This window comes from Nocardia sp. NPDC006044 (genome assembly GCF_042871115.1).
Classification (GTDB): domain Bacteria; phylum Actinomycetota; class Actinomycetes; order Mycobacteriales; family Mycobacteriaceae; genus Nocardia.
In genome coordinates this window covers 563322-589365 of sequence record NZ_JBIAID010000003.1, presented here as the reverse complement: position 1 = coordinate 589365, position 26044 = coordinate 563322, and the positions used below count along the sequence as shown (strand labels likewise).

Here is a 26044-nt window from a genome sequence, read left to right as displayed (position 1 = left end):
GCCTAGTCGAAGGTCTTGTGCGGGATGCCGACGGTGAGGCCGCCGTCGACGACGAATTCGGCACCGGTCGAGTACGAGGATTCGTCGCTGGCCAGGAAGGTGATCAGCGCGGCCACCTCGGATGCGTCGGCGGCGCGGCCGAGCGGGATCTGGAGGAAGTCCGCCGGAATGCCCTCGGTCATCGGCGTGGTGATCAGGCCGGGGTGCACCGAGTTGACCCGGATGTTGTGCTGCGCCAGCTCGAGTGCCGTCGATTTGGTCAGGCCGCGGACGGCGAACTTGGTCGCGACGTAGCCGTGCAGGCCCGGGCTGCCACGCAGGCCTTCGACGGAGGAGATATTGATGATCGAGCCGCTGCCCGCCTCCTTCATCGCGGGGATGACGGCCTGCATGCCCAGGAATGTGCCGGTGAGGTTGATGTCGATGATCCGCTGCCATTCGGCCAGCTCGAAGTCGGCGAGCAGGTTGCCGTTGGCGATGCCCGCGTTGTTGACCAGTACGTTCAGTGCTCCGAACCGCTGCACCGTCTCGGCGACCGCGCCCTGCCAGTCGGCCGGCTCGCGTACGTCCAGATGCACGTAGGCGGCGGCGTCGCCGAGTTCCTTGGCGATCGCGGCGCCTTCGTCGTCGAGCACGTCGCCCAGGACCACCTGGGCGTCCTCGGCCACCATGGCCTTGGCGTGTGCCGCGCCCATGCCGCGGGCTCCGCCGCTGATCAACGCCACCTTGCCGGTCAACCGCCCCATCGCGGCACCTCCGTCTCTCGTTCGTCCACGCCAACGTACTAGAACACGTTACAGAATTGCGCCGAATCGAGCGTTGGCCTCGGGCCGATCGTGCCACATCGGGGTGGGTGTGGGGGAAAGTTGTTGCGAGTCAGTACTTTCGGTGGTCCGCTGGCCGGGGTGGCTCGCGCGTTTTAGAGTTTCTCGCATGAGCGAGCCCACCGTCTTCACCATGGAATCGCTGCGCCATGCCGCGGGTACCGACCTCGGCGTGAGCGGCTGGATCGAGATCGGCCAGGACCGCATCACCGCGTTCGCCGAGGCGACCGAGGATCGGCAGTGGATCCATGTCGATCCGGAGCGCGCGGCCGCCGGGCCGTACGGCACGACCATCGCGCACGGTTATCTGACGTTGTCGCTGCTTCCGGCGATCATGCGGGAGATCTTCGAGATCTCCGACGCCGGTGCGCGAATCAACTACGGCCTCAACAAGGTTCGGTTTCCGTCGCCGGTGCCGTCCGGCTCGCGCATCCGCGGCCGGGCCACGATCGTCAGCGTCGACGAGGTGCCCGGCGGGCTCCAGGTCGTGATCGCGACGGTGGTGGAAGGGGAAGGCTCGGACAAGCCCGCCTGCATCGCCGAATCGATCGTCCGCGCCCTGGCGTAAGCGTCCCGCCGTTCGCGCGGCCCGTTATGGCATCATCGTGTGTAGAACACGTTCTAATTCTGTCCGCGATACGCGGGAGGCGCGCGATGACGAACTCACGATCCTCGGCGGCGCTACGGCGCCTGGCCAGGCGGGTGCCGGATATCGCCGAGGTGCCCGGCGGGCGGCTGGTCGAACTGCCCGGGCGGGGCCGCACGTATGTGGTCGACACCGGAGGGCCTTCGGGCGCGCCGGCGCTGGTCCTGTTGCACGGCACCGGCTGTACCGCGTACCTGAACTGGTTTCCGGCGCTGGCGGCGCTGTCCGAGCGCTATCGGGTGATCCTGTTCGATCAGCGCTGGCACGGCCGCGGGATTCGCTCCGCGCGCTTCTCGGTGGACGACTGCGCCGACGACGTCGCCGCGGTGCTCGACGCGCTCGGCGTGGAACAGGCTGTCTGCGCCGGATATTCGCTCGGTGGGGTGGTGAGCCTGGCTGCCGCACACCGGCATCCGGACCGGGTGAGCGGGCTCGTGTTGTGCTCCACGCCGTATCGGTTCCAGGAGAAGTGGCGCGAGCGCGCCTTTCATCGGGCCTTCGGGGCGTTCGCCGACGCGGTCGCGCCGCATTCCTTCCGGCGCACCGAGAAATTGGCCGGGCGGCTACCGGAACTGCCGGAAATCGCCTGGGCGTCCGGCCGATTGGATCGCTGGGCGCTCACCGAACTGCGCAGTACCAGCGGCTGGGCGATCACCCAGGTGATCGGCGAAGTCGGCCGGTTCGACGCGACGGACTGGCTGGCGACCCTGAAAATGCCGACCGCGGTGGTCATTACGACGCAGGACCGGGCAATCCCGGTCTACCGGCAGGTGGAGATGGCGACCATGATTCCCGGCGCGAGCATTCATCTGCTCGCGGGTGGGCATGCGGCCTGCGTGCTGAAAGCGGACCTGTTCGTACCCGCGCTGCTCGAAGCCTGCGCGGCGGTCGCCGCGCGATTGTGAGGCGCTGTTCGGCGGCAATGGCGAACAGGCCGGGTCGATCCGAACTCGCACCCATCCCGGCTACTGCCAGTGCCGAATAGGTCATGGGCGCGGCGGGGCGCGGTCGGCGTATGACGAACTCGCTCCGCGTTTCTGGTACTACCGTCCCGGTAGGGCAGGTCGTTTTCGGCCGCTGCCCATCGTGTAGGCCGTCGGTTGCTGAACTCATACTGAAGGGAAGGTCGGGATGGCAGTCGAGCATGCGAGTGAATCCGGGAACACCGGTTCGATCCGTACCTGTCGTAAGGGCGCTCGGGAGATGGCCCTGCTCGCTGCGGTGGTATTGGGTGTGTCCGTCTTCGGTTACGGCGGTGACGCGGTTCCCCGCGCGATGGCCGTCATGGGTCCGGACGATCCGAACATGGATGACATGTCCCCGTTCACGTGTGTGGTCAGCGATTCCTCGACCGATGTGGGACGTGATGACGAGGACGGCATCTTCACTGCTGTGTCGACGTACATTACTGCGGCGCCGAATCAGGACAAGCGTTGCGACGGAGCGGGGATTTTCGGCGATGTCGAACAGAAGGCCGTGCAATTCAAGAAGGCAGGGAACAACTGTGTGATCTCGGCCGCGAAGGTGAAGGGCGCAGAGCGGAACAACTTCGACGGACAGGACAACTTGTCCGCCAGCAAGGCCTCGATAACCGTGCCGCTCGCCGGTGGCGTGTCGACGATCGCCTTCGACGGTAAGGGCTCGAACGGCAAGCACGTACACCGCGTCCATTACGAAGGAAAAGCCACCGGCTTGAAATTGTCGTCGTGCAGCGCCGCCGGTGTACCGGTGAAATCTGTCGTCAAAATCAAGAGCACCGCCAAGATAACGCCGACGTCGTAGTGATCGGTCCGGCCAACTGACGCAGGGCAGTAGTGGAAAGGGCAGGCGCCCCAGTGGTTACCCCGGTGCAGTCCCGGAGCGCGGATCCATTGGGGCGCTTGGCCGTGCTGATGGCCGTCCATCGGCGACGAGTGCTGGTCGGGTGGCTGCTGGCGGTCCTCGTCGGTGTGCTCGGCCTGCCGCACCTGCTTGGGTCGATGGTCTCCCCATCGCTGGAGGTCACGGGCTCGGAGTCGCAAGTGGCCGGCCGGGTCTTGGCCGCCGGTTTGCCGACCTTCGGAAACGATCTGATGATCGGCGTGCTGCACAGCCCGAGCTTGGCGGCCACCGATCCGGTGTTCCGCACCGCCGCCGATTCCGCCATGACGGCTCTGGGGCGGCAGGACGGCATCGCCGGAATCGTGCAGTTATCGATGACCGCCGATTCCGATCCGGCTTCGTCGTTGGCGCAGTCCATGGCTCCGCTGCGCGCGCTGTTCCATGACGAACACACCGTCTATCTATTGATCGGCGCGACCGGCGACGACCGGGAGCGACAGGCCCGTACACCTGCGCAGCAGGACGCGCTCGCCCGTGCGGCACAAGCGAATTCGGCCGGACAGGTGCAGGCCTATCTGGTCGGGGTGCCCGCGTTCGGGCAGATTCTGCAGCAGACCGAGATCGCGGATCTGGTGCGGATCGAAATGGTGGCCGTACCGGTGGCGATTCTCGTCCTGCTGTTCGGACTGCGCGCGCCGGTGGCCGCCCTGGTCCCGGTGGTCATCGCCGGCGCGGCCACGATCAGCACATTGGGTCTTTTCGCGGTGCTGACCGGTCTACTGCGGGTGGACGGCATGTTGCTGATCGGGGTCAACGCGATCGGGTTGGGCATCGGCATCGATTACGCCCTCTTCGTGATGTACCGATACCGCGAAGAACTAGCTGCCGGGGCCGGACCGGAAAAGGCGATCGCGACAGCAGCGGCCACGAGCGGACGCACCGTGCTCTATTCCGGCCTGATTCTGCTGCTGGCCAGCGTCAGCCTGTTCCTGTTGCGCTGGCCGGTCTTCATCGAGGCTGCGATCGGGGTCATCGCCGTGGTCACAGTTACTGCCGTGGCCGCGGTAACCCTGCTGCCCGCGGTGCTGAGCGCGCTGTCCGACCGGATCGAGTGGCAGCCTCGATGGCTGTCGTCGCGCACGCGGTCGGCCGGTGGTGCCATGGCCGACCAAGGCGGCTTGCTGGCCCGCTGGGCCGGCCACCTGATGCGTCATCCGTGGCCTTATGCGATCGGGGTCAGCGCGGCGCTGCTGTTCGCCGCAACGCCGGTGCCCAGCATGCACCTGGGTTTGGATGTCGAACGACGGGCGCTGTCCGGCACGGCGTATTTCACCGGGTTCGACCGCATGACCAGGGAGGTACCCGGCTTCGCGAGCACGATCGCCGTTCTGGTGGAACGGCCGGCGGATACCGATGCGCCCGCCACCGGGGCTCTGGTCGCCGCGCTGCAGGCCGATCCGGAGGTTGCCGGCGTCAGCGTGATCGACAACGACTCGGATCTGACGGCGCTGCTCGTTGTTCCGCGGCACCCGCCGGATTCGCCGGCCGCCGTGGATCTGGTCCAGCGAATTCGCACCCATATCGTCCGCACGGCAGGGCCGCCCGGCTTTTCCGTGCTGGTCGGCGGCTCCGGTGCGCTGGTCGCAGACATCCTCATCGAGACATCGGCAAAACTGTGGTGGGTGATCGGCTGCGTGCTGATGCTGCTGTTCGCCGCCCTGATCGTCATGCTGCGCAGTGTGTTGTTGCCGCTGAAGGCGCTGCTGATGAGCCTGCTCGCCACCGGTGCCGCATTCGGACTGAGCGTGCTCGTGTTCCAGCGTGACCGGAGTGATGGCGCTTTGCTGGATCTCGCCGTTCCCGGATCGGTGTGGCCGCAGGTGCCGCTTGTCGTCTTCGTCGTATTGTTCGGGTTGTCGACGGACTACGAACTGTTCCTGGTGCGCCGAATTCAGGAGGAGTACCGGATGACCGGCGACAACCGGCGGGCGGTATCGGTCGGCCTGCAGCAGACCGCCCGGCCGATCACGCTGGCCGCCGCGATCCTGGTGGTCGGCTTCGGCAGCCTGCTGATGTCGCGGATCAGCGGTCTCGAGGAACTCGGTTTCGCGGTCGCCGTCGCGTTGATCATCGACGCCACTGTTGTTCGTCTTGTCCTGGTTCCGGCGCTGATGCAGATCATGGGGCGCTGGAACTGGTGGTTGCCCGCTTGTCCCTTCTCCATCCAAGCAAGAAAAGAAGTGCGATGACCAGTGCGGTCGGGGCTACCGAGCGGACCTAACTTCTTGCGGCGGTGAGCAACTCGTCCACCACACCGGGTACCGCGTCGGCTAGTTCGCTGACGTCGGGCACCAGTTCCTTGCAGGCGATGAAGCCGAAGTCCAGGTCGTCGTTGTTGGAGATCACGGTCACCGTGAGTCCCGCGCCGTGAAAGACCGGACCGAACGGATACATTCCGTCCACCCGCACGCCGAGGAAATACAGCGGCATCGGCGGGCCCGGCACGTTCGACACCACGAGGTTGTGCACCACCGGATGCCGCTCGGCCAGCTTCAGCGACGAGTACACCCGCGCCGCGAGCTGAAAGGTGTTCGGCGGTGCGTACTTCGACCAGTCCTGGAGGAAGTCCGCGCCGATCAGATCGTGTTCGGCCTTCGCGCCGCGGTTGTCCTCGGCCACCTGCCGCAGGCGTTCGACCGGATCCGCGATATCGGTGCCGAGCCGCGCGAACAGCGTGGACACCTTGTTGATACCCGCGGTGTGCCTGGTCGATTCGTGCACCGAGACCGGCACCGAGGCGATCAGTGAACGGTCCGGCAGTTCGTCGTGCTTCTCCAGGTAGGCGCGCAGCACGCCGGCCACGATGGTCAGCACCACGTCGTTGATCTTCACCCCGAACGCGGACTTGATCTCCTTGATCGCGCCGAGTTCGGCCTCGGTGAACGCGACCGCGCGATGCGGGGTGATGGCCAGGTTGAACGGCGTGCGCGGCGCGGAGAACGGCAATGCCATGCCCGCCTTGTCGTTACGCCGACGGTTGGCGAGCCCGGCCACCATGCCGAGGGTCTTCGGCACCATGCCGACGATGCCCGCCTTGGTCGGGAACTTGACCACCGCCTTGGCCAGCAGTTGCCAGTCGTTCGGGCTCGGCTCCGGCCGCCATTGCGCGGTGGGCGGCGTCTTGGCCGCGTTCGGCTCCAGATCGCACAGGTGCATCATCATGTTCGTGCCGGTGATGCCGTCCACCGCGGCGTGGTGGTACTTGCAGATCACCGCGACCTTGCCGTCGTCGAGGCCTTCGACCACCGACATCTCCCAGAGCGGGCGGTCGCGGTCCATCGGGCGGCTGGCGATGTCGCCGACCAGTTCGGCCAGTTCGCGCCGGCCGGCCGGGGCGGCGATGCCGATGCGCCGGATGTGATAGTCCAGGTCGAAGTTCTGATCCTCGACCCAGACCGGGTGGTCGAGGTTGAACGGCACCTCGTAGACGCGGCGGCGCATCTGCGGGATCAGGGGTAGCCGCCGGTCGAGTTCGGCCTTGAATTTCTCGAATGAATAGTCCCCTGAGCTGGGATCGAGGATCAGCAGCGCGCACACGTGCAGGTGCTGGGTCCCGGTTTCCAAGTAGAGAAAGCTGGCATCCAATCCGGTGAGTCGTTCCATAGCCGAATCCTACTAGAACGCGTTCTAGTTTTTGATCGAACGGGCGCGAGGTGGGTCACAGTGGGGCGCTCTATTGTCAAGTGGGCTAACGCTATTGGGTCGAGTGCGTCCGAGGGTCGTTTGTACTGCCCACGTGGCCGAGTGTGCAATTTGTGCTGCTACAGATCTTTATGTAACCGAGGGTTTCATGTATGTGTATGATGATTGCTACGGCCATGCAGGAAGGCGCGCGACGACGCAGTCGTGAGAGGAGTACCGATGAAGCTACTTCGTAGAGGTGAGCGACGACCGGACATCGATCCGGGGGAGGTCGCGCTGCACGCGCGCAACGTGCAGTTCCAATGGGCGGATACGCCGCTGCACTGGATGCCCGAAGAGCCGATCGCCTCGCACCTGATCAATTCGCTGAACCTGCTGCTGCCCGAAGGTGAGCGCATGTTCTGTGCCACCTACACCGAGGCGCTGCCGTTCGTGAAGGACGACAAGCTGCGCGAGGCCATGCTCGGCTTCATCGGCCAGGAGTCCATGCACGCCGAGACGCACGACAAGGTGCTCACCGAGGTGCTCGCCGCGCACGGCATCGACCCGGAACCCTATGTGCGCCAGGCCGAATACCTGTTCCGGAAGACGCTGGGACCCAGGGCGAACGAGGGCGTCGCGCAGCGGCAGACGCTGGTCGAGCGCCTGGCCTTCATCGCCTGCCTGGAACACTTCTTCGCCTATCTCGGCGACTGGGTGCTCAACGCGGACCTCGAGCGCTTCGAGGCCGATCCGCGGATCGCGGATCTGTTCCGCTGGCACGGAGCCGAGGAGGTCGAGCATCGGCATGTCGCCCACGACGTGGCCGTCTATTTCGGCGTCGGTTACGTGCGCCGGGTGGCGATCATGACGCTGGTCTTCCCGATCTTCATCACCCTGGTGGTGCGCGGCACCAAGTTCATGGTGCACCAGGACCCCGAGCTGCCCGACCTCGGTTACCCACGGCTGATCAAGCGCGTGTTCGGCGCGATGTGGCGCGGGGCGCTGCCCGGCGTGCCGTCGCTGCTGTGGAGTGCGCTGTCGACTTTGAAGCCCGGTTATGATCCCGAGTCGGTCGGATCGACCGCGCAGGCGGTGGCATATCTCGCGAAGTCGCCTGCCGCGCAAGCGATTGCGTCGTGAACCGGGGAAAGCGCCGCGAGGGCGGGGCGCGGTGGTGAACCTACGCCCGGTCCCGGGGCAACTGCCCGCCGATCTGTTCGGCAAGCGCGATCAGGATCGCGCGGTGCGGGTGCTCGACGCGGTCGCCTCCGCGCGCCTGAAGTGGACCACCATGATCAACCGGCGCGACCTCTCGCCGCGCGTGGACGACCACCGATTGGCGCTGGTGGTGACCGAGCGACGGATCGAGGCGCACGACCAGGACGTGGTGAGCCTGCGACTGGCGGCGCCGGACCGGCGGGAGCTGCCGCCGTGGCGGGCCGGTGCGCACCTGGATCTGGAACTGCCCTCGGGACGGTTGCGGCAGTACTCGCTGTGTGGCGATCCGGCCGACACGCGGGCGTATCGGGTTGCGGTGCGGCGTATTCCGGACGGACTCGGTGGGTCGGTGGAAGTGCACGAGGGGCTTCCGGTCGGCGCGCCGATCACCGTGCGCGGGCCGCGCAACGCCTTCCCGTTCGCCGTGCCGGGGCACGGAGCACCTGCCGCCCGTTTGCATTTCATCGCCGGCGGCATCGGGATCACGCCGATCCTGCCGATGGCGCGATTGGCGCAGCGGCTCGGTATCGACTGGTCGATGGTCTACACCGGCCGCAACCGGGACACCATTCCGTTCCTCGACGAGATCGCCGGCTTCGGTGACCGGGTCACCGTGCGCACCGACGACGAGCACGGCCTGCCCGACGCCGCCGCGTTGCTGCCCGGCGTCGCGGCCGACACCGCGGTCTACTGCTGTGGTCCCGTGCCGATGACCAGCGCCGTCGCCGCCGCAATCCGCGAAATGCCCGGCGTGGAACTGCATTCCGAGCGGTTCTCGCCGCCGCCGATCGTGAACGGTGTGCCGTTCGAGATCCAATTCGCCTCCACCGGCGAGGTGATCGAGGTGGCGGCTGACCGCTCCGCACTCGACACCATCCTGGAGGCCCGGCCCGATCGCCCCTACTCGTGCCGCCAAGGCTTCTGCCGCACCTGCAAGGTGCGGGTGCTCTCCGGCGAGCCGGAGCATCGCGAAACCGTGCTCACCGCGGCCGAACACGAGGCCGGCGAGATGCTCGTCTGCGTATCCCGTTCGCCCGGTGGGCGACTGGTGCTCGATCTGTAAACCGACCTCTGGTCAGCAAGGAGAAACCGATGACGACCATCGAACCCCCGGAGCTCGTGGCCGCCGAGCGGACCGTGCGCAACGGCGAATTCGAGCTCGCCGTCTACGAATACGGCGATCCGACCGCGGAAACCGTGGTGCTGGTGCACGGTTGGCCGGACACCAATCACCTCTGGGACGCAGTGGTGCCGCTGCTCGCCCGCCGCTTCCACGTCGTCACCTACGACACCCGAGGGCACGGCCGCTCCACCCGCACCCGGCGCACCGAGGACTTCCGGCTCGACCAGCTCGCGGGCGACTTCTTCGCCGTCGTCGACGCGGTCAGCCCGGACCGTCCGGTGCACGTGCTCGCGCACGACTGGGGTTCGGTGCAGGTGTGGGAGGCGGTCTGCGAGCCCCGCGCGGCCGCGCAGATCGCGTCGTTCACCTCGGTATCCGGGCCGAACCTCGACCACATCGGGAACTGGATGCGCAACCGGCTGTCCCGGCCGACGCCGCGCAACCTCTGGCAGCCGTTCACCCAGGCGCTGTCCTCGGCCTACACCTTCTTCTTCATGACGCCGGGGCTGCCGCGCGCGGTCTTCGGCCTGCTCGGCACCGAGCAGCGCTGGCAGCGGGTCGTCTCGATCATGAACGAGACGCCACCGTCGAATGTGACGCTCGGCCCGACCTTCCGCCAGGACATGGTCGACGGCCTGCTGATCTACCGCGCGAACATCGTGCAGCGCCTGCTGTCTCCGCGCGAACGGCACACCGAGGTGCCGGTGCAACTGATCGTCGCCGGTCGCGACGTCGCGGTCCGGCCCGCCGGCTATGACGACGAACGTAAATGGGTGCAACGGCTCTGGCGCCGCGACGTGCCCGCCGGGCACTGGATGCCGTTCTCGCATCCCGAGTTACTGGCGACCGCGACCACCGAGCTGATCGACACGGTCAACGGCGCCACCGTTCCGCGCGGACTGCGCCGGGCCGAAGTAGGCCGCAGCGCAAAGCCGTTCGAGGATCAGCTCGTGGTGATCACCGGCGGCGGCAGCGGCATCGGCCGCGAGACGGCGCTGGCGCTGGCCCGGCGTGGCGCCGAAATCGTACTGTCCGACATCAATCTCGCGTCGGCCAAGGAGACCGCCGAACTGATCGCCGCCGAACACGGTGTCGCGCATCCGTACCAGCTGGACGTGTCCGACGCGGACGCGGTGACCGCGCACGCCGAGATCGTGCTGGAAAACCATGGCGTGCCGGACATTCTGATCAACAACGCCGGAATCGGCCAGGCCGGTGGGTTCTTCGACACCTCGGCGGCGGAGTTCGACCGGGTCATGCGAATCAACCTCGGCGGCGTGCTGAACGGCTGCCGCGCCTTCGGATCCGCCATGGTCGAACGGGGATTGGGCGGGCACATCGTCAACCTGTCCAGCATGGCCGCCTACAGCCCGCAGCAGGGGTTCAGCGCGTACTCCACCAGCAAGTCGGCGGTGTTCATGTTCTCCGACTGCCTGCGCGCGGAACTGGCCGGGCGGGGGATCTCGGTGCACACCATCTGCCCCGGCATCGTGCACACCAATATCGTTGCCAACACCCGGTTCTCGGGGGTGAGCGCCGAAGAGGAGAAGGCCAAGCAGCAGCGCTACGACAACCTCTACCGCAAGCGCAGCTACGGTCCGGAGAAGGTGGCCGAGCAGATCGTGCGGGCGGTGGAGAAGGACCGCAGCATCGTTCCGGTGACGCCGGAGGCGCGGCTGCAATACCACTTCAGCAGGCTCGCGCCCGCGGTCGGCCGGTTCGTCGCGGCGCGGGTGAAGCTGACCTAGTCCGCCAGGGTGTGCAGCTCGGCCTCGATGGCCGCGACGCGTTCGGCGTCGACGCCCCACGGGTGCTCGACGCCGACCCGGCGGTCCAGATCCCACAGGACGCAGGTCTCGCCCGGTTCGGCGACCAGCGTCCAGGCGACCACGGTGCGGCCGAGTTGCTCGCCCATCGAACCGTGCGAAACCTTCGGCGGCCCGGCGCCTTCCGGGAAGTGATGCAGGAAGCGGCCGTACGCGGCGGCGCAGAATTCGGCGTAGCGCTCGGTGCAGAGGATGAAACCGTGCCAGGCCTCGTCGACCGCGTGCGACGGCATGCCGACGACCTGGCCGTCACGCATGGCCGCGCCGCAGCAGCGCAGCCATTGCCGCAGGCCGGTCTCCACCAGGTCGCGGGGGAGCCACGGGGAGGTCTTGTAGACGGCCTCGGGCAGCTCCAGCGCGGCGACCGCGGCGTTGACCGTCGCGAGGTCGATGTCGCGCGGCCGGGATCTACGGAAGCGGAAAGACGGCACAGTTCACTGTACGCAGGCGGGCCACGCCGTTACGGTTCATGAATGGCCGAGACCATTTTCGTTGTCGTATTCATCTTGGTGATATTGCTGGTCATCGCGATACCGTTCATCGTGATCGGTGTGATCGTCGGCGCGCTGCGGCGCAACAGCAGGCGGGTTCCGCCGCATCGGGCTCGGCGCGGGGGTTCGCGGCATGGCGGGGGGTACGACAGCTCGGACCCGTACTGGGCCGCCGGTGCCGCCGGGTTCGCCGATGGTGGGTCGTCGAGTAGCTGTAGCGGAGGGTGGGATTCGGGGCACGGGGGCGGTCATCATCACCATCACGGCGGTCATCACGACAGCGGTGGCAGTAGCAGTAGCTGTGGTGGTGGAAGCAGCAGCAGTTGCGGTGGGGGAAGCAGTTCCAGCTGCGGTGGTGGGAGCAGCAGTAGCTGTGGCGGAGGTTCCTGAGTTCGAAGGGGTTTCGCGGTCGGCATAATCGCTCGGCTTGACCTCAACGTTAATTGAGGTTCAATGCTTGTTCCTGTCAGTCGGAACAGGGAAGCGATGGAGGATGGTCATGCGGGCTGTGCAGGCAAGGGAATTCGGTGGACCCGAGGTGCTCACCGTGCGGGAGGTAACGGATCCGGTCGCGGGGCCGGGCGAGGTGGTCGTCGACGTGGCCGCCGCCGACGTGATGTTCCTGGACACCCGGTTGCGCAGCGGGTGGGGTGGTGAATTCTTCAAGCTGGAGACGCCGTATATACCCGGTGGCGCCGTGGCCGGCGTGATCAGCGCGGTGGGCGCCGGGGTCGACGCGTCCTGGGTCGGCAAGCGCGTCACCGCCACGACCGCGGCGAGCAAGATCGGCGGCGGCCAGCCGATCGGTGGCTATGCCGAAAAGGCGTTGGCCAAAGTCGAATCGCTGACCGTGGTGCCCGAGGAATTGAGCTCGGCGCAGGCGGTGGCGCTCGCGCACGACGGCAAGATGGCCCTCGCGGTGTTCGACCGGGCCGCGATCCGGCCGGGGGAGTGGGTGCTGATCACCGCGGCCGGAGGTGGCCTGGGCACCTTGCTGATTCAGCTCGCGCACGCGGCCGGCGCGCACGTCATCGCTGCGGCGCGGGGGCGCACCAAGCTGGAACTCGCCGAGCGGCTCGGTGCCGACGCCGTCGTGGACTACTCCGAACCGGACTGGCCGGACAAGGCGCGTGCGGCGACCGGGGGCGCGGGCGTGGACGTAATACTGGATGGTGCGGGCGGCGCGCTGGGCGAGGACGCGCTCGCCGCCGCGGCGGACAACAGCCGATTCCTCGGATACGGTGCCTCGGCAGGCGAATTCGCGGCGCCGGACACTGAGGCGGCGACTGCGCGCGGCATCACCGTCTACGGACTGTTCGACCTCACCGACGCGAACACCGACTGGGCCGGGCTCGCCGAACGTTCGCTCGCCGAGGCTGTGGCCGGTCGGCTGGAAGTGGTGATCGGCCAAGCCTTTCCGCTCGACGACGCCGAAAGCGCGCACGCCGCCATCGAATCCAGGATCGCGGTGGGGCGCACCCTGCTGACCGTGGGTTCTGCCCGCTGAGACCGTACGGTTTCAGCCCTGGCGGGCACCCTGGCTCGGCGCTAGGGTGCCCTGGGTGGAGACTCTGATCGTTATTGGTGTGGTCCTCGTGGTACTGGCCCTGGTCGTCGTTGTCGTGCAAATCGCCAGCAGACCCCCGAAAGACGGGAGACGTTGGGACAGAGATGATCCCGACGACTACTGGGAGGAGCCCGACGACGACTACCGGGCCTGACCGAACTCAGCCGACCGGCGTCAGCACGACCACCGGGATGGGCCGCTTGGTCATCTTCTGGTAGGCGCTGTACCGCCCCTTATTGATCTTGTCGACGATCGCGAACCGGCGAGCGTAATCCGCGTCGTCCGGATAAGTCGGCCGCGCGACCACCGCTATCGCGCGCCGCCCGATCTGAATCTCACACTCCGGCTTGGCTTTCACATTCGCCAGCCATCCCGGCGGCCGCGGCGACCCGCCATTGGACGCCGTCACCAGGTAGTCCGCCCCATCCGTCCCGTACGTCAGCGCCGAGGTCCGCGCCTGCCCCGTCTTGCGCCCCACCGTCCGCAGCAGCAACGTCGGATTCCCGAACAGCACCCGGTGCCCCACCAGCCCACCACTGTTCTCATACACCCACTGGTGCACCTTCAGCACATTCGCGAACAAACTCGCCATGCTCAACCCTCCACACCAGTCGCCGGACCCCAACCCTAACCGCCACCCGGGTCCAAGTGGTGCAAGCGCTTCATACGTGCGATAGCTCAGTCGGTTGAAGCGCGTCTCCCACGCCAAGTGGTAGAAGACGCCGTCCTTCTCGGACGTCCATTACCCACGCAATGCGCAGGATTTGGTTTCCGCGTCAGTCGGGCCGGTTTCACCGACACGTGGGTGCCGGCCAGTGCTGGCCCGTCGGCGGACATTGATCACCGGGGCTCGTGCTTCGGGCTCCCGGGCCTGGGAATTGTTGCGTTCGCCCCAGGCGGCGAGGTTGACCGCGGCGTTGAGGTCGCGGTCCAGTCGATGGCCGTTCTCGCACGAGAACACCCGATCAGCGAGAGTCAACTCCCGATTGCGCGCACCACAGCGTGAGCAGACACGGCTGGACGGGTACCAGCGGTTCGCGAGGAGGACTTCCCCGCCCCGCCAGGCCTGCTTGTAGCGGACTTGGCGGGCGAACTCGGCCCAGGCGGCGTCACTGATCGCCCGGGCCAGGCGCGGATTGCGGAGCATGCCAGCGGTATTGAGATCCTCCAAGACCAGCCGATCGTGAGTTTTGACCAGTTGGTTGGATACTTGGTGCAGAAAATGGTGACGAATGTTGCGCATGCGCGCGTGATGACGTCCCAGCCGAGCAACACACCTTCGTCGGTTGTTGGAACCCTTCGTTTTCCGGCATATCGACCGCGATAACCGACGTTGTTTCTTCAGCCCGGCAGCCAGCGCTCTGGGCGGATGGTCAGCGCGTGCGACCTCGATACCGTCGCATGTGCCGGCCACGACGAGCGCCGACAGACCGCGATCGACGCCTATCCACCCGCTGGAATCGTTCCCGTCCCGTGACTGGTGGCGCGCCTGTGGATGAAGCTCGTCGGCCTCGACATTGACGGCAATCCACCATCGCCCTGCGCGAAAGCTGACGGTGGCGAACAGGATCTTCGCCCGCCCGGCCGCCAGCATTCGTCGTAGTCGACGGGTGTCGTCATGCACCCGGATCACGCCGATCATCGGCAGTGTCACTGATCGCGCACACGCACCATCGCCGATTCGAATCGACGGTCGCCGCCCCTGGGAGTGTTTGTTGCGTAACCGGAAAGACCGCGTGCCACCCGCCTTCTTCTTGAATCGAGGGAAGCCGACCCGGCGGCCAGGCCTGGCGCCGCGCCGGGAGTCGGCCCGTGCGGCGAGAGCCCGTCCGCAATCCACCGCGGCCTCTTCGAACACCTGCTGGCACACTTGGTCTCGCCAGCTCAACCCCAGTGCGACCGTCGTGACGTCGCCCGCATTGTCAACGACGAAGACCCGGCCGGCATTCTCCGATTTCTTCCACTGATTGAAGTGATTGATCAGATCGAACCCTGACCACGGCACCGTGAAACCGGAGTCGGACCTGCGTGCGACCAACGCGGATTTGACGGTGTGCAGGCACTGATTGAAGGCGAATCGTGCGGCACCGGCATGGCGTGACAGGACTGCTTGCTGGTGACTCGACGGGTCCAGACAGAACTTGAATGTCGTGTGCCTCCCCACGCGGACAGCATCTCACCCGCCACCGACAAGGAGGACTACATCGCGCCGCTACCGGACAAAATGGCAGCTTCGATGGCGGTGTAGGTCGTTTTGCCCGTCAGACGCGGCACCCGGTAGGGTGTCCCCGATGCGCGGGTAGCTCAATAGGTTAGAGCCGTCGACTCATAATCGATTGGTTGCGGGTTCGAGCCCCGCCCCGCGCACAATTCTTCTGTTCGGCTCATTCGCAGATCGGCCACTGGGCGTCATGCCTTTATCGCGACTGGCCGTCGGTTCCAGAGCACGAGCGATGGGCTGCTCGAGTTCTGCCAATCTCCGGTTCCGGTCTGTTCCGGACCGGAACTTTTGTTTGCGGCCTCTGACCTGGTAGTTCGCCGTAAAACAGCCGATCTGGCTTGGCGGTACTTCAGTGTTTTCAGTGATGATTGCCCCGCCATCAGGGGTGATGGCGGGGGCGCCGCAGGTGGAGGGGATCAGCGGCGAGTCCAGGTATCCGGGCCGGTGCGCGGGAGCCGATCTCTAGGGCTCGGGCGGTGGGGGTTCGAGTGTGGCGAGATAGGTTGTCGCGGCATCGGTTTCGGATACGCCCAGAGTGCGGTAGAGGTCGATCGCGGCGCGCAGGTGGTTGGTGGCGCCTGAGGTGTCGCCATGGGCCGCTCGGCAGCGGGCGACACCCTCCAGGGCACGCGCCTGCTGGATTCGGCTGTCGATGTCGCCGGCTATGGCCAGCGCATCGGTGAACATTGTCGACGCCGCACCCGGGTCGCCGGTTGCCAGCAGCACCTTCGCGGTGTTGTTCAGTGCCTCGGCTTCGCCGATCCGGTAGCCGATTTCCCGAAACAGAGTCAAGGCCTGCTGGCAGAGGTCGGCGGCCTGTTCCCGGTTCCCGGTTTCCCAGCTCGAGGCGCCGAGGTTGGCGAGTGCTTCGGCCTCGCCGACGCGGTAGCCGGTTTTTCGGCACAGGGCGAGGGCTTGGCGGGAGAGGTCGGTGGCCTGCCGGTGGTTCTGGGTTTGTCGGCACACGCCGGCAAGATTGTTGAGGTTGATGGCTTCGCCGATCTGGTCGCCGAGTTCCCGGAACAGGGCCAGGGCTCGACGCGAGAGATCGATGGCCTGCTCGTAATCCCTGGTTTCCCGGCGCATGCTGCCGAGCGAACTGAGGGCGTTGGCCTCGCCTCTGCGATGGCCGATCTCCTGGAACAGCGTCGTGGCGCGCGAGAGCAGGTCGGCGGCTTGGTCGTAGTCCCCGGTGTACCGGCGCACGGTGCCGAGGAAGCCGTGGGCGCTGGCTTCACCGAGACGATGATCGGCCTCCCGGTACCGGACCAAGACTTCTCGGAACAGATGCGCGGCCTGCTCGTAGTCGCCGTTGTCCCGGCGGAGGCCGCCCAGGCTGGCAAGGGTTTTGGCTTCGCCGAGCAGATAGCCGGTAGCTCGGTAAAGGATCAATGCCTGCCGGAGTAGGTCGGCGGCCTCGTCGTAGTTCCCGGCTTGCCACTGCACCATGCCGAGATTGCGGAGCGCGTCGGCTTCGCCGAGCGGGTCGCCGGATTCCTGATACAGCGTCAGCGCTTGCCGGAGCAGGTCGGTGCCTTGGTCGTAGTTTCCGATCTGCCACCGCATCGCGGCGAGATTCGTGAGTGCGTTGGCGAAGGCGAGGGTGTTGCCGAGCCGGCCTGCGGCAGCGGCGGCGCGCTGGTGTAGCCGCAGGGCCGATGACCACGGTCCGTCGCGGTCCAGCAGTTCCGCGAGTACCTCGGTGAGATCGACCATGCGCGCGGGATCGTCGGTGGCGGTGTGTTCGATGCAGGCGAGCAGGTTGGCTCGCTCGGTGCGCATCCAGGTCAGCGCGTGCGACTCGTCATCGAATTCGCGCACGAGGGCGCCGACCCTGCCGGGGGTTCGGTTCTCATCGGCGGCGCGGGGTCTTCGGGTCAGCCGACGGTCCGCCGCTGCGGCGGTGCCCTGGTAGTAGTCCAGTAACCGCTGCACCGGCCCGGAGCTACCGCTCGAGGCGAGGGCGCGCACGTATTCGCGCACGAGGTCGTGCGTGCAGTATCGGCCGGGGGTGGTTTCTTGGATGAGGTTGTCGAGGTAGAGGGCGTCGAGGTGGGTGCGGGCGTCGGCGAGTGCCATGTTGTTCAGGGCGGCGACGGCGTGGGCGTCGAAATCGGTGCCCGGGTGCAGGCCGAGGGTACGGAACAACTGTTGGCGGTCGGGTGGCAAGTTGTCGTAGGAGGCGGTGAAGGCGGCGCGGACGGCTCGTTGGCCTGCGTTGAGTTCGCCGAGTCGGTCCTGGGCGGTGCGGAATTCTTCGGCCAGGCCGGTGAGGGTCCATGCGGGGTGGTGGGCGAGGCGGCCGGCGAGCAGCACGATGGCCAGCGGTAGATATCCGCATAGCTGGACGATTTCGGCGACCGCGGTCCGGTCGTCGCCCTGTGGTTTCCGTTGGGCCAGGCGGCAGAACAGGTCTGCCGCGTTATCGGGGTCGAGGGTGCCGAGGGGGAGTGGGAGGGCGTTGTCGAGGGCGATGAGTCGGCGGCGGCTGGTGATCAGGGTGAGGCATTCGGGTCCGGCGGGTAGTAGCGGTTCGATCTGGTCGTGGTCTCGTGCGTCGTCGAGGATGAGCAGGATTCGTTTGGTGGCGACGCGGTCGCGCCAGAGGTCGCGGCGTGCGTCGAGGGTGTCGGGGATGTGGTGGGGTGCGATGCCGAGGTCGGTGAGCAGGGTGGCCAAGACTTCGGCGGGGTCGGCGGGTGTCTGCCCCGGGGTGTGGGAATTCAATTCGACGAAGAAACGGCCGTCGGGAAACACCTCCGACAGTAGATACGCCGCACGGGTGACCAGAGCGGTTTTGCCGATGCCTGGCATGCCGTCGATGGTGTGGATGGAGACCACCCGGCCCGGTCCTGCCGCGTCGAGGATCCGCTGCACTTCGGCCTCGCGTCCGACGAACATCGGAACGTCCCGGCGTAGCGAGGTCAGTACCGCGGGGCGTACGGGTTGGGCGATGGCGGCTTTCCAGACCCGCCGCCACGTCGTCCGGTTGGACAAGACCGAGGGGACCGGGCCGGACGTCTGCCGGGCGAGCGAGATCAGTGTTACCAGTACGGGATCCAGTGATTCGAAGCGGGACGGAACGTTGCGTCCGCTGCGCCAATCGCTGATGCGTTGCATCGAGGAGCGTTGACTCTGTGCCGGTGTGCGGGCGGCTTTGAGTCGCGCCTCGGTGGTATCCGCGACCCGCTGCAGTGTGGGATTGCCCGCAGCCTCCCAGAGTTCGGCAAGTCTGGTGACGAACAGCGCCCGCGGCGAAACGTCCCCGCCGCTGGCTCCGGTCCGACCGGTCTCGCTAGTCTCGCCACGCACCCCCACACGATAAGGGGCCTGGTCGGCGGATTGCGGATGGGAGCCCGGCGATCGACACGCGACTAACGCGTCTTGCCCTTTTCCCTGGTCTGCTTGGCCAGCTCCTGCTCGAACTGTTCCGGGGTGAACTTGATGTCGCCCTTCGGGAAGGTCTTGCATCCCTTGGCGGTGACCTTGCCGGGAAGGGTGGCGGTGCCGGTCGCCGTTGTCGCGGGCGCGAGTCTGCCGTCGGGGTTGACCCCGCAGAGGTAGTACGGCTCCTTCTTGGTGGCGTCGAGGATGAAGAAGAGGCCGGTGATGTCGCCTTCCTTGGGCGCCTTGTTCACCGGGGTGCACTGGCCGGCCGTGACGGGAGCGAGGTTGTCGCTGATTTCCTTGCCCGGCTCGATGGTTGTGCATCGATAGCTCGGCGACGTCACGGCGTGCGCGGTGGGCGCGAGGAGGACCAGCGCCGCGACGGCGGTGAGGCCGGCGGCGAGGTGAGCAGGGCGACAGGGCACTGGGCGGGCCTCGATTCTGTGGGATTCCGGTGTGGAACACCCCGCTATTCGGACCCGAGTCGGTCTTTGGATTGGTCGCGTCCGAGATCATCTGCGGACCTCGACCGAAAGTGCTCATTCGGTGAGCACTTAAGTGCGGATCATGAGCTCATGGAAAACATCGACGCAGGCTCCCATCGGTTTTCGAACGCGGCGCAATGGGAGTCGTGGCTTGCCGATCAGCACGACGACGCGGTGGAGGTATGGCTGGTCATCGCCAAGCAGGGCACCGAAGGGCTCACGATCGGCGAGGCGCTGGATGTCGCGCTCTGCTTCGGCTGGATCGACAGCCATCGAAAGGCTTTGGACGAGCGGCATTTCCTGCAAAGGTATTCACCGCGCCGCGCGAAAAGCCCTTGGTCGCAGCTGAATGTGATGAAGGCCGAGGCCCTGATCGCGGCGGGCCGGATGCGGGAACCCGGATTCGCGGCGATCGAAGCGGCCGAGACGGACGGGCGTTGGGCTGCCGCGACGCCACGCGCCGCGCGGCCCATGCCGTCACTCGAGCAAGCGAGCTGACCGATCGAACGCCGCCTGCGCCCGCTGGGCCAGGTCGGCACCCAGCTTGTACCCCTGGGCGGCCAGCTCCTGATGTGCTTGCGGGTCACTGGTTTCGGTGCCGTAGAGGATCTCGATCGACGATTCGGCGATCTCGGAGTAGTCGGCGATCCCGTGCCGCAACTGGAGCGCGAGCGAGTCCTTGTATCCGTGGCGCTCGAACGAGTCCTGGTTGACGCCGGCCAGTGCGATGAAATGCAACTCGTCGATCGCGCTCGGGCCCTTCGGCGAGGTGTTCTCGTACGCCCAACCGCGGCTGAAGACCCGATCGATCCACCCCTTGGCCAGCGCGGGCATGGACCACCAGTAGACCGGGAACAGCAGGGCGACGAGGTCGGCCGATTCGACCAACCGCTGCTCGCGCCGCACATCCTCGGGAACCTCGCCGAGCAGGCGGTGGACCGCGAGATCCGCCGCGCTGAACACCGGATCGAATCCCGATTTGGTCAGGTCATGCGTTGTGGCAGTAGTGTTTCCGTCCGCCTGGAGGCCTTGCTCCACCGCGCGGGCGATGGCCCAGGTGGCGGATTCATGGTCCGGGTGCGAGACCACCAGCAGGACGGTCGGCCGAGTCCGTTCGTTCGTCATAGGGCCAAGGTAAAGTATGACACTAACGTCAATGTCAAGGAGGAGTGGGCGGTGCGGATCAAGGATTTGAGCGAGCTCACCGGCGCGACCCCGCGCATGCTGCGGCACTACGAGAACGCCGGCGTGCTGACCCCGCGGCGCGATCCCAACGGCTACCGGCATTACCGCCAGGAAGACGTCAAGACGGTGCACGACATCCGCTGCCTGCTCGCCTCCGGCCTGTCCTTGTCCGAGGCCGCCGCGCTGATCCACATCGCCTGTACCGCCCCGCAGAGCGCCACCGACCAGGACCGCGTCGACGTGCTGGCGCAACTCGACGAGCGCGCGCGCCAATTGGACGCCGGCATCGAACGACTCCTGGCCGAAAAGGCGAACATTCTCAAACTGCGCGAAGACGTCATGACCGGGCTCTGACGAAAACTCGTCGCCCGGCTCACCGTCGATGTCTCGTAGTGTGGGTTACGGACAGCCCACTTGCCGTGGTCCCCAGCCCTGCCGAAACCGCAGGAGAAGGTCACGGCCGAGCCGAGTGCGAGGACCATGTCGGACAACGCCACAGCAGCTAGAACCGGTTTCGACGCGGTGATCGCGGCCGCCGACTACCCGGTGTTCGTCGTGACCACCCGGGCCGATGGTCGCCAAGCCGGGTGCCTGGTCGGCTTCACCTCGCAGGTGAGCATCGAGCCGCCGCGCTTCCTGGTCGGCATCTCCAAAACCAACTTCACCTTCGGTGTCGCGATGGCGGCCGGGCACCTCGCCGTCCATCTGCTCGGCCGTGAACAGTCTTCGCTCGCCGCGCTGTTCGGCGCGGAGACCGGCGACGACATCAACAAGTTCGCCCATTGCAAGTGGCAGCCCGGCCCGGCGGACTTACCGATCCTGACCGCCGCCGCGGGCTGGTTCACCGGCCGCATCCTCGAACGACATGATCTGGGCGATCACGTCGGCCTGCTCATCGCACCGGAGGAATCGTCAGCCCCGCCGCCGCGAACGGAACCGTTGCGCTACAACCTCGTCGCCGGTTTGAAGCCCGGGCACATGGCCTAGCTCAGGCCACCTGCGCGGGGCGGTCGTCCAGCGCCTGCTCGCGCAGGGTGTTCAAGGTCTTGCTCAGAATGCGCGACACCTGCATCTGTGAGACCCCGAGTTGCTCGGCGATCTGCGCCTGGGTCAGCGAGTCGAAGAACCGCATGATCAGTACCTGACGCTCCCGCTCGGGCAACGCCGCGATCAACGGACGCACAGTCATCGACTGCTCCAGCAGTTCGTAACACGGCTCCTCGGCGCCGAGTCCGGCCACGACGGGCGCCGCCGCGTTCTCGTCATCGTCGCGGGTGAGGCCGTCGATCGAGTTGGACTGATACCCGTTGCGCGCGATCAGCGCCTGGGTTACCTCGCTGAGTTCGATATCCAGCTCGGCGGCGATCTCCCTGGCATTGGGCACCCGCCCGAGCTTGTTCGACAGAGTCTCGGTGGCCGGCCCGATCAGTTGCTGAATTTCCTTGAGCCGACGCGGAACTCGTACCGCCCAGGTGTGATCGCGGAAGTGCCTGCGCACCTCGCCCATGATCGTCGGTACCGCGAAGGACAGAAACGAACTCCCGCGCGACGCATCGAACCGGTCGATCGCGAGCACCAGGCCGACCCTGGCGATTTGATGGAGGTCATCGAAGGCCTCTCCGCGGCCGGCGAATTTACGCGCGATGTGTTCGGCCAGCGGCAGGCACAGCCGGGTTATCTGCTCGCGCAACTCGTTTCGGTGCGGGTCGTGCGCGGAGAGTGCGGCCATCTTCTCGAACCAGGGCTCGATGTCGTCGTAGCTGTCACCACGCGGACTGCTGTGCCGGGGTGTCTCGGTCCGGTCGGTGGTGAGCTCACGTTGCATCGGATATACCTCGCTCCCAACTGAATTCGATGGCCGTCGGATATCCACCCGTTTCGGGATCAAACGAATCCTGGTGCAACTCGGCCGAATCGGTCAGCACCTGCACCAATTGCCAGCTCAACGGATCGCGGCTGATTTCGACATCGCGGGTCGTGCTCGCGCTGAGCCGCACGCTGAGCCGTCGCTTGTTGTAGGTGAAGGCACACCGCAGGACCGAACCGGCCGCCGCGTCGAGCATCAGCGCGGTCGCCGCCTCGCTGAGCACCAGCCGGATATCGGGGATCGCGTCGAGTGTGACATCGGCCATCATGCATGTCGTATCGGTGAGCGCACGCAGCATCCCCAACTCGTGCGGCTCAGCGGCCAGCTCGAATGCCACTCGGTGTGCGACCACGGCCGTTTGATGTGGTGCCGATGTCTTGGAAACCACCTTCATCATGTTCACCGCCTCCCAACGATTCACTGATGCCATACCCGCGAAGCGTGGGCCCAACCCCGAGAGCCGAGAATCTCAGCGCGGCGATGTGACCCGATTTCACTGTCGGATAGGGCATAAGGTCCCTGCGGATAGGGCACAAAGACACGAGCGAGCGACCACCGAGATGGAGCAGAAAGCGCAGGTAGGGCGCATACTTACCCGGTGAGAGAAACAGGCGCGACGGCCACCGATGCGACCAGTGCGGTCGTCCAGGTGGTCGGTGGCGGCACACCGCAGGTGGCCGGAAGCTTTTCCTTCTGGTTCGCGGATCAGCGGTGGCAGTGGTCGGACGTGGTCGCCGCGATGCACGGGTACAAGCCGGGGACGGTGACGCCGACGACGGAATTGCTGTTGTCGCACAAGCATCCGGAGGATCGCGCGCAGGTCGCGGAGACCATCGCGAAGTCGCTGCACGATGCCCAGCCGTTCTGTAGCCGCCACCGCATCATCGACACCGCCGGCCAGGTCCGCCATGTGATCGTCTTGGGCGACACCCTGACCGAGGACGGCAAGGTTGTCGGCACCACCGGCTACTACGTCGATCTGACCGAAACCATCGACGAACAGCGCCAGGAGATGCTGGACGACGCGCTGCCGGAACTGTTCGAGACGCGCGCTGTGATCGAGCAGGCCAAGGGCGTGTTGATGCGGGTGTACCGGCTCAATGCCGAGCAGGCGTTCCGGGTGTTGCAGTGGCGCTCGCAGGAGACCAACGTCAAGCTGCGCACGCTGGCCTCGCGGCTCATCGCCGAACTCGACTCACTGCCGCCCGCGCCGCCACAGGTGCAGACCGCGTTCGACCATCTGCTGCTGACCGTGCACGAGAACGCCGGACCGGACTAGCCTTCAGATCTCCGGTCGCCGGCCGGTCTCGCCGGTGCCGCTGCGGCTGACCTCGTAGCCGAGCAGTCGTTCGGCCTCTTCGATGCCGCCCTGGAGGTCGCCGACCGCGTTCATCTTGGACAGGTCCAGGCCGATGGTGACCAGGGTCAGCGCGATCTCCGAGGACAGTCCGGTGATGATCACGTTCGCACCCATCAGTCCCGACGCGTCGACGGTCTGCACCAGGTGGTTGGCCACCGTGGAGTCGATGGTCGGCACACCGGTGATATCGATGACGACCACCTTGGCGCGGTTGGCGCGAATCGCGCGCAGCAGCTGCTCGGTGAGCTGACGGGCCCGCTGACCGTCGAGCACGCCGATGATGGGGAGGATGAGCAGCTGTTCACGCACCTGGAGAACAGGGGTGGACAGCTCGCGGATCGCCTCCTGCTGCTGGCGGATGATGCGCTCGCGTTCCTCGACGAAGGAGACGCCCACGGTGTTGGCGATGCGGTTGGCGGCCGGCTCGTACGCGTCGAGAACGGCGTTCAGCAACTGGAAGTCGGTCTGGTACTTCTCGAACAGCGAGCGGGCCAGCACGTCGCGCAGCAGCAGCACGATGCCGAGGACCTCGTCGGTTTCGACGCCTCGCGGAATGATGCGCTCGGACAGATCGCGGGCGTAATCCTGCAGCGCCTCCACCGAACCCGTTTCCAGCACGGCCACGTAGTTGTCGTAGACCGAGGTCGCTTCGGAAAACATCTCGTCCGGTGTCATCGCGGTCAGTAACTGCGCCTCGGTGATGCGCCGCGCCCACTCCTCGCGCAGCACGGTGCGGTTCTGCCGCAGGTGCTCCACCAGCTCGGACAGCAATCCCTCGCTGACACCGTTGGAGCTGGTGTCGGTCGCGAACGCAGTAATCGACAGCTCGGACAATGCCGCCTCCGGTCCATCCCACGCTTTTCGGAATCGCGTGCTCGAAATTACGATGCCCGGCCACTTTCTGGACCGTTCCACCGCCCGCAGAATCGTATACCTACCGGGGGCGACGCAGGCGGCGAAATCGGCGACACCGGGTTTCCGGGCGCGGCGGCCGGGGTATACCGCTCGCCCATTTCGTTTCCGCTCTCCGCCAGGCGAATTCGTCGCGACATCGGGTCACGTTCGGCCATCGGGATGGGGAGGACCGGATCGATCAGTGGTCGGCAGCCCGGCGTCGCTGCTCGGGGTGGCGCACAGCGCCATGTGCCGATGAAATTCACGTCGCACTGTCGGCCGTATCCCCAGCTCGGAGGGCGAGTGCAAGTTACCGGTAGTAACGGAAACGACTCGCGGGTGTTTGCATCGGCGTGAGCCGGTTATACGGCACACGACTGGCCCAAAAAAGGCAGGTCGGTCGAACCCGATTCGGAAGGGGTTAGACAAATGAGCACAGCTGACAAGGCCAAGAACAAGGCTGAGGATCTCGCCGGTCAGGCGAAGGAGAAGTTCGGTGACGCGACCGACGACCAGGACCTGAAGAACGAGGGCAAGGCCGACCAGGTCAAGTCCAACCTCAAGGACGCAGGCGAGAAGATCAAGGATGCCTTCCGCAACTGACCGATAGTTCGGTCGACTGCTGTCGAGCGGGTGTGCGCCCCACCGGGCGGCACCCGCTCGTCCATGTCTGGGTGCGGGTAATGCGTCGCGAGCCGGCCGGGTTCGGCGATAGGGTGCTGAGGTCCAGCGCGTAGATCGGCGACTCGGGAGGATCGGGATGATCGCGGCACGGATGGTGGCAGTTGTTGCGTCGGTGTTCGTCGGTGCGGGCTTGGTCGGGGGAGTGGGGCCCGCCGCGGCGGGGCCGGCGGCGTGTGCGGCGGGAAATCCGTTGCAGCCCACCGCGGAACTGTTCGCGACCGACAACACCGCGACGATCACCGATCCGCAGGACGAGCGGCTGCGTAACCGGCTGGCCGGGTTCGAGCTGGCCGTCGACGCAATCGCGGTGCAGCACATCGGATTACCCGTGGGATCGACGCTGGTCAGCGGGGTTTTCTGGTCGGACGAGCGGCAGCAGGCAACCTACGAGCGCTCCCGCGAGTTCCATCTGGCCTGTGTCGACGGCGCCGAACTGCGGCAGATAGCCGACCAGGTGCGTGTCCGGTATCAGCAGGAATCCGTGCTGACGTTCCAGCGGCTCGCCGCGAATTCGCCTGGGGTGGATGCCTTTACGGTTGCCGTCGGCGGAGTCGGCGAGCAGCGGTTCCGCGACGGGCTGGTCGCCGACCCGGTGGCCAGGGAACGGCTCGTCGGCGGCTCGATCACCGAGGACGGCACGCTGATCCTCGTGGTCGATCTCTCCGACCTGGAGTTGGCCCAGCGCTTCGTCGCGGGTCTCGGCGGTACCTGGGACACGGCCGGCATCCAGTACGGCGATCGCGAGTTCGTCAGCGCCTGAA

Annotated in this window: 26 protein-coding genes and 1 tRNA gene; 16 read left to right on the top strand and 11 right to left on the bottom strand. The window is 66.4% G+C overall.

The genetic code is table 11. From position 1 onward, the window contains the following. Window positions 1–2 precede the first annotated feature (2 nt). Window positions 3–746, bottom strand: a complete 744-nt coding sequence (locus tag ACFYO1_RS27205; protein WP_387236623.1) for a glucose 1-dehydrogenase — start codon at window positions 744–746, stop codon at window positions 3–5. Window positions 747–933: 187 nt separating this feature from the next. On the opposite strand from ACFYO1_RS27205, the gene ACFYO1_RS27200 reads away from it, so the two are divergent. The 4 genes from ACFYO1_RS27200 to ACFYO1_RS27185 all read left to right on the top strand — a co-directional run bounded on the left by ACFYO1_RS27200 (window position 934) and on the right by ACFYO1_RS27185 (window position 5540). Then, window positions 934–1392 carry a MaoC family dehydratase gene (locus tag ACFYO1_RS27200; protein ID WP_387236621.1) on the top strand — a complete coding sequence of 153 codons (459 nt, stop codon included), beginning with the start codon at window positions 934–936 and terminating at the stop codon, window positions 1390–1392. 86 nt (window positions 1393–1478) lie between these two features. After that, entirely contained in the window at window positions 1479–2375 is an 897-nt protein-coding gene (locus ACFYO1_RS27195; protein ID WP_387236619.1) for an alpha/beta fold hydrolase, read from the top strand. A gap of 226 nt (window positions 2376–2601) precedes the next feature. Further along, entirely contained in the window at window positions 2602–3252 is a 651-nt protein-coding gene (locus ACFYO1_RS27190) for a hypothetical protein (protein WP_387236617.1), read from the top strand. A 104-nt stretch (window positions 3253–3356) separates the two neighbouring features. Next, on the top strand, window positions 3357–5540 hold the full coding sequence (locus ACFYO1_RS27185) for an MMPL family transporter (protein WP_387238593.1): 2184 nt from the start codon (window positions 3357–3359) through the stop codon (window positions 5538–5540). A 28-nt stretch (window positions 5541–5568) separates the two neighbouring features. Here ACFYO1_RS27185 and ACFYO1_RS27180 read toward each other — a convergent pair whose 3' ends face one another. After that, window positions 5569–6954: a wax ester/triacylglycerol synthase family O-acyltransferase gene (locus ACFYO1_RS27180; protein WP_387236615.1), complete on the bottom strand. Its 1386-nt coding sequence runs from the start codon at window positions 6952–6954 to the stop codon at window positions 5569–5571. Between the two features lie 258 nt (window positions 6955–7212). On the opposite strand from ACFYO1_RS27180, the gene ACFYO1_RS27175 reads away from it, so the two are divergent. From ACFYO1_RS27175 to ACFYO1_RS27165, 3 genes are read left to right on the top strand one after another with little or no spacing between them, the layout of a single operon-like run. Beyond that, complete coding sequence (locus ACFYO1_RS27175) at window positions 7213–8115, top strand: metal-dependent hydrolase (protein WP_387236613.1); 903 nt, start codon at window positions 7213–7215, stop codon at window positions 8113–8115. Between the two features lie 31 nt (window positions 8116–8146). Then, window positions 8147–9256 (top strand): PDR/VanB family oxidoreductase, encoded by a 1110-nt coding sequence (locus tag ACFYO1_RS27170; protein ID WP_387236611.1) that lies wholly within the window; start codon window positions 8147–8149, stop codon window positions 9254–9256. Window positions 9257–9285: 29 nt separating this feature from the next. After that, the gene (locus tag ACFYO1_RS27165) at window positions 9286–11064 is read left to right on the top strand and encodes an SDR family oxidoreductase (protein ID WP_387236609.1); all 1779 of its coding nucleotides are present in this window, start codon (window positions 9286–9288) and stop codon (window positions 11062–11064) included. On the opposite strand, the gene ACFYO1_RS27160 is transcribed toward ACFYO1_RS27165, so the two are convergent. Continuing rightward, entirely contained in the window at window positions 11061–11573 is a 513-nt protein-coding gene (locus ACFYO1_RS27160; RefSeq protein ID WP_387236607.1) for a hypothetical protein, read from the bottom strand. The genes ACFYO1_RS27165 and ACFYO1_RS27160 overlap by 4 nt on opposite strands. Before the next feature lie 559 nt (window positions 11574–12132). Between ACFYO1_RS27160 and ACFYO1_RS27155 the strand changes: the two genes are divergently transcribed. After that, on the top strand, window positions 12133–13140 hold the full coding sequence (locus ACFYO1_RS27155) for a zinc-binding dehydrogenase (RefSeq protein ID WP_387236605.1): 1008 nt from the start codon (window positions 12133–12135) through the stop codon (window positions 13138–13140). A gap of 55 nt (window positions 13141–13195) precedes the next feature. Next, complete coding sequence (locus tag ACFYO1_RS27150; protein ID WP_387236603.1) at window positions 13196–13354, top strand: hypothetical protein; 159 nt, start codon at window positions 13196–13198, stop codon at window positions 13352–13354. Between the two features lie 6 nt (window positions 13355–13360). On the opposite strand, the gene ACFYO1_RS27145 is transcribed toward ACFYO1_RS27150, so the two are convergent. Beyond that, window positions 13361–13792 (bottom strand): nitroreductase family deazaflavin-dependent oxidoreductase, encoded by a 432-nt coding sequence (locus ACFYO1_RS27145; RefSeq protein WP_378717354.1) that lies wholly within the window; start codon window positions 13790–13792, stop codon window positions 13361–13363. A gap of 150 nt (window positions 13793–13942) precedes the next feature. Then, window positions 13943–15364, bottom strand: coding sequence for an RNA-guided endonuclease InsQ/TnpB family protein (locus ACFYO1_RS27140; protein WP_387236600.1), 1422 nt, complete (start codon window positions 15362–15364; stop codon window positions 13943–13945). Between the two features lie 129 nt (window positions 15365–15493). Between ACFYO1_RS27140 and ACFYO1_RS27135 the strand changes: the two genes are divergently transcribed. Beyond that, window positions 15494–15567, top strand: a tRNA-Ile gene (locus ACFYO1_RS27135). Between the two features lie 316 nt (window positions 15568–15883). On the opposite strand, the gene ACFYO1_RS27130 is transcribed toward ACFYO1_RS27135, so the two are convergent. Beyond that, window positions 15884–18733 (bottom strand): ATP-binding protein, encoded by a 2850-nt coding sequence (locus ACFYO1_RS27130; RefSeq protein ID WP_387236598.1) that lies wholly within the window; start codon window positions 18731–18733, stop codon window positions 15884–15886. A 62-nt stretch (window positions 18734–18795) separates the two neighbouring features. Next, window positions 18796–19233, bottom strand: a complete 438-nt coding sequence (locus tag ACFYO1_RS27125) for a hypothetical protein (RefSeq protein WP_387236596.1) — start codon at window positions 19231–19233, stop codon at window positions 18796–18798. A gap of 150 nt (window positions 19234–19383) precedes the next feature. Between ACFYO1_RS27125 and ACFYO1_RS27120 the strand changes: the two genes are divergently transcribed. Continuing rightward, the gene (locus ACFYO1_RS27120; protein ID WP_387236594.1) at window positions 19384–19791 is read left to right on the top strand and encodes a YdeI family protein; all 408 of its coding nucleotides are present in this window, start codon (window positions 19384–19386) and stop codon (window positions 19789–19791) included. Here ACFYO1_RS27120 and ACFYO1_RS27115 read toward each other — a convergent pair. Next, window positions 19771–20418, bottom strand: a complete 648-nt coding sequence (locus tag ACFYO1_RS27115; protein ID WP_387236592.1) for an NAD(P)H-dependent oxidoreductase — start codon at window positions 20416–20418, stop codon at window positions 19771–19773. The genes ACFYO1_RS27120 and ACFYO1_RS27115 overlap by 21 nt on opposite strands. A 51-nt stretch (window positions 20419–20469) precedes the next feature. Here ACFYO1_RS27115 and ACFYO1_RS27110 point away from each other — a divergent pair, with 51 nt between their 5' ends. Both ACFYO1_RS27110 and ACFYO1_RS27105 read left to right on the top strand, forming a co-directional pair. Beyond that, window positions 20470–20832 (top strand): MerR family transcriptional regulator, encoded by a 363-nt coding sequence (locus tag ACFYO1_RS27110; RefSeq protein ID WP_387236590.1) that lies wholly within the window; start codon window positions 20470–20472, stop codon window positions 20830–20832. A gap of 126 nt (window positions 20833–20958) precedes the next feature. Further along, complete coding sequence (locus ACFYO1_RS27105; RefSeq protein WP_387238591.1) at window positions 20959–21465, top strand: flavin reductase family protein; 507 nt, start codon at window positions 20959–20961, stop codon at window positions 21463–21465. A 1-nt stretch (window position 21466) separates the two neighbouring features. Here the strand turns inward: ACFYO1_RS27105 and ACFYO1_RS27100 are convergent, their stop codons facing one another. Continuing rightward, complete coding sequence (locus ACFYO1_RS27100; protein ID WP_387236588.1) at window positions 21467–22303, bottom strand: RNA polymerase sigma factor SigF; 837 nt, start codon at window positions 22301–22303, stop codon at window positions 21467–21469. Then, window positions 22293–22775 carry an anti-sigma factor gene (locus ACFYO1_RS27095; RefSeq protein WP_387236586.1) on the bottom strand — a complete coding sequence of 161 codons (483 nt, stop codon included), beginning with the start codon at window positions 22773–22775 and terminating at the stop codon, window positions 22293–22295. Before ACFYO1_RS27095 ends, ACFYO1_RS27100 begins: the two co-directional genes overlap by 11 nt. A gap of 168 nt (window positions 22776–22943) precedes the next feature. Here ACFYO1_RS27095 and ACFYO1_RS27090 point away from each other — a divergent pair, with 168 nt between their 5' ends. Then, window positions 22944–23624, top strand: coding sequence for an ANTAR domain-containing protein (locus ACFYO1_RS27090; RefSeq protein ID WP_387236584.1), 681 nt, complete (start codon window positions 22944–22946; stop codon window positions 23622–23624). Window positions 23625–23627: 3 nt separating this feature from the next. On the opposite strand, the gene ACFYO1_RS27085 is transcribed toward ACFYO1_RS27090, so the two are convergent. Continuing rightward, window positions 23628–24530, bottom strand: a complete 903-nt coding sequence (locus ACFYO1_RS27085) for an STAS domain-containing protein (RefSeq protein WP_387238588.1) — start codon at window positions 24528–24530, stop codon at window positions 23628–23630. Window positions 24531–25028: 498 nt separating this feature from the next. Here ACFYO1_RS27085 and ACFYO1_RS27080 point away from each other — a divergent pair, with 498 nt between their 5' ends. Both ACFYO1_RS27080 and ACFYO1_RS27075 read left to right on the top strand, forming a co-directional pair. Then, entirely contained in the window at window positions 25029–25202 is a 174-nt protein-coding gene (locus ACFYO1_RS27080) for a CsbD family protein (RefSeq protein ID WP_375909435.1), read from the top strand. 157 nt (window positions 25203–25359) lie between these two features. After that, window positions 25360–26043: a hypothetical protein gene (locus ACFYO1_RS27075; RefSeq protein WP_387236582.1), complete on the top strand. Its 684-nt coding sequence runs from the start codon at window positions 25360–25362 to the stop codon at window positions 26041–26043. Window position 26044 lies beyond the last annotated feature (1 nt).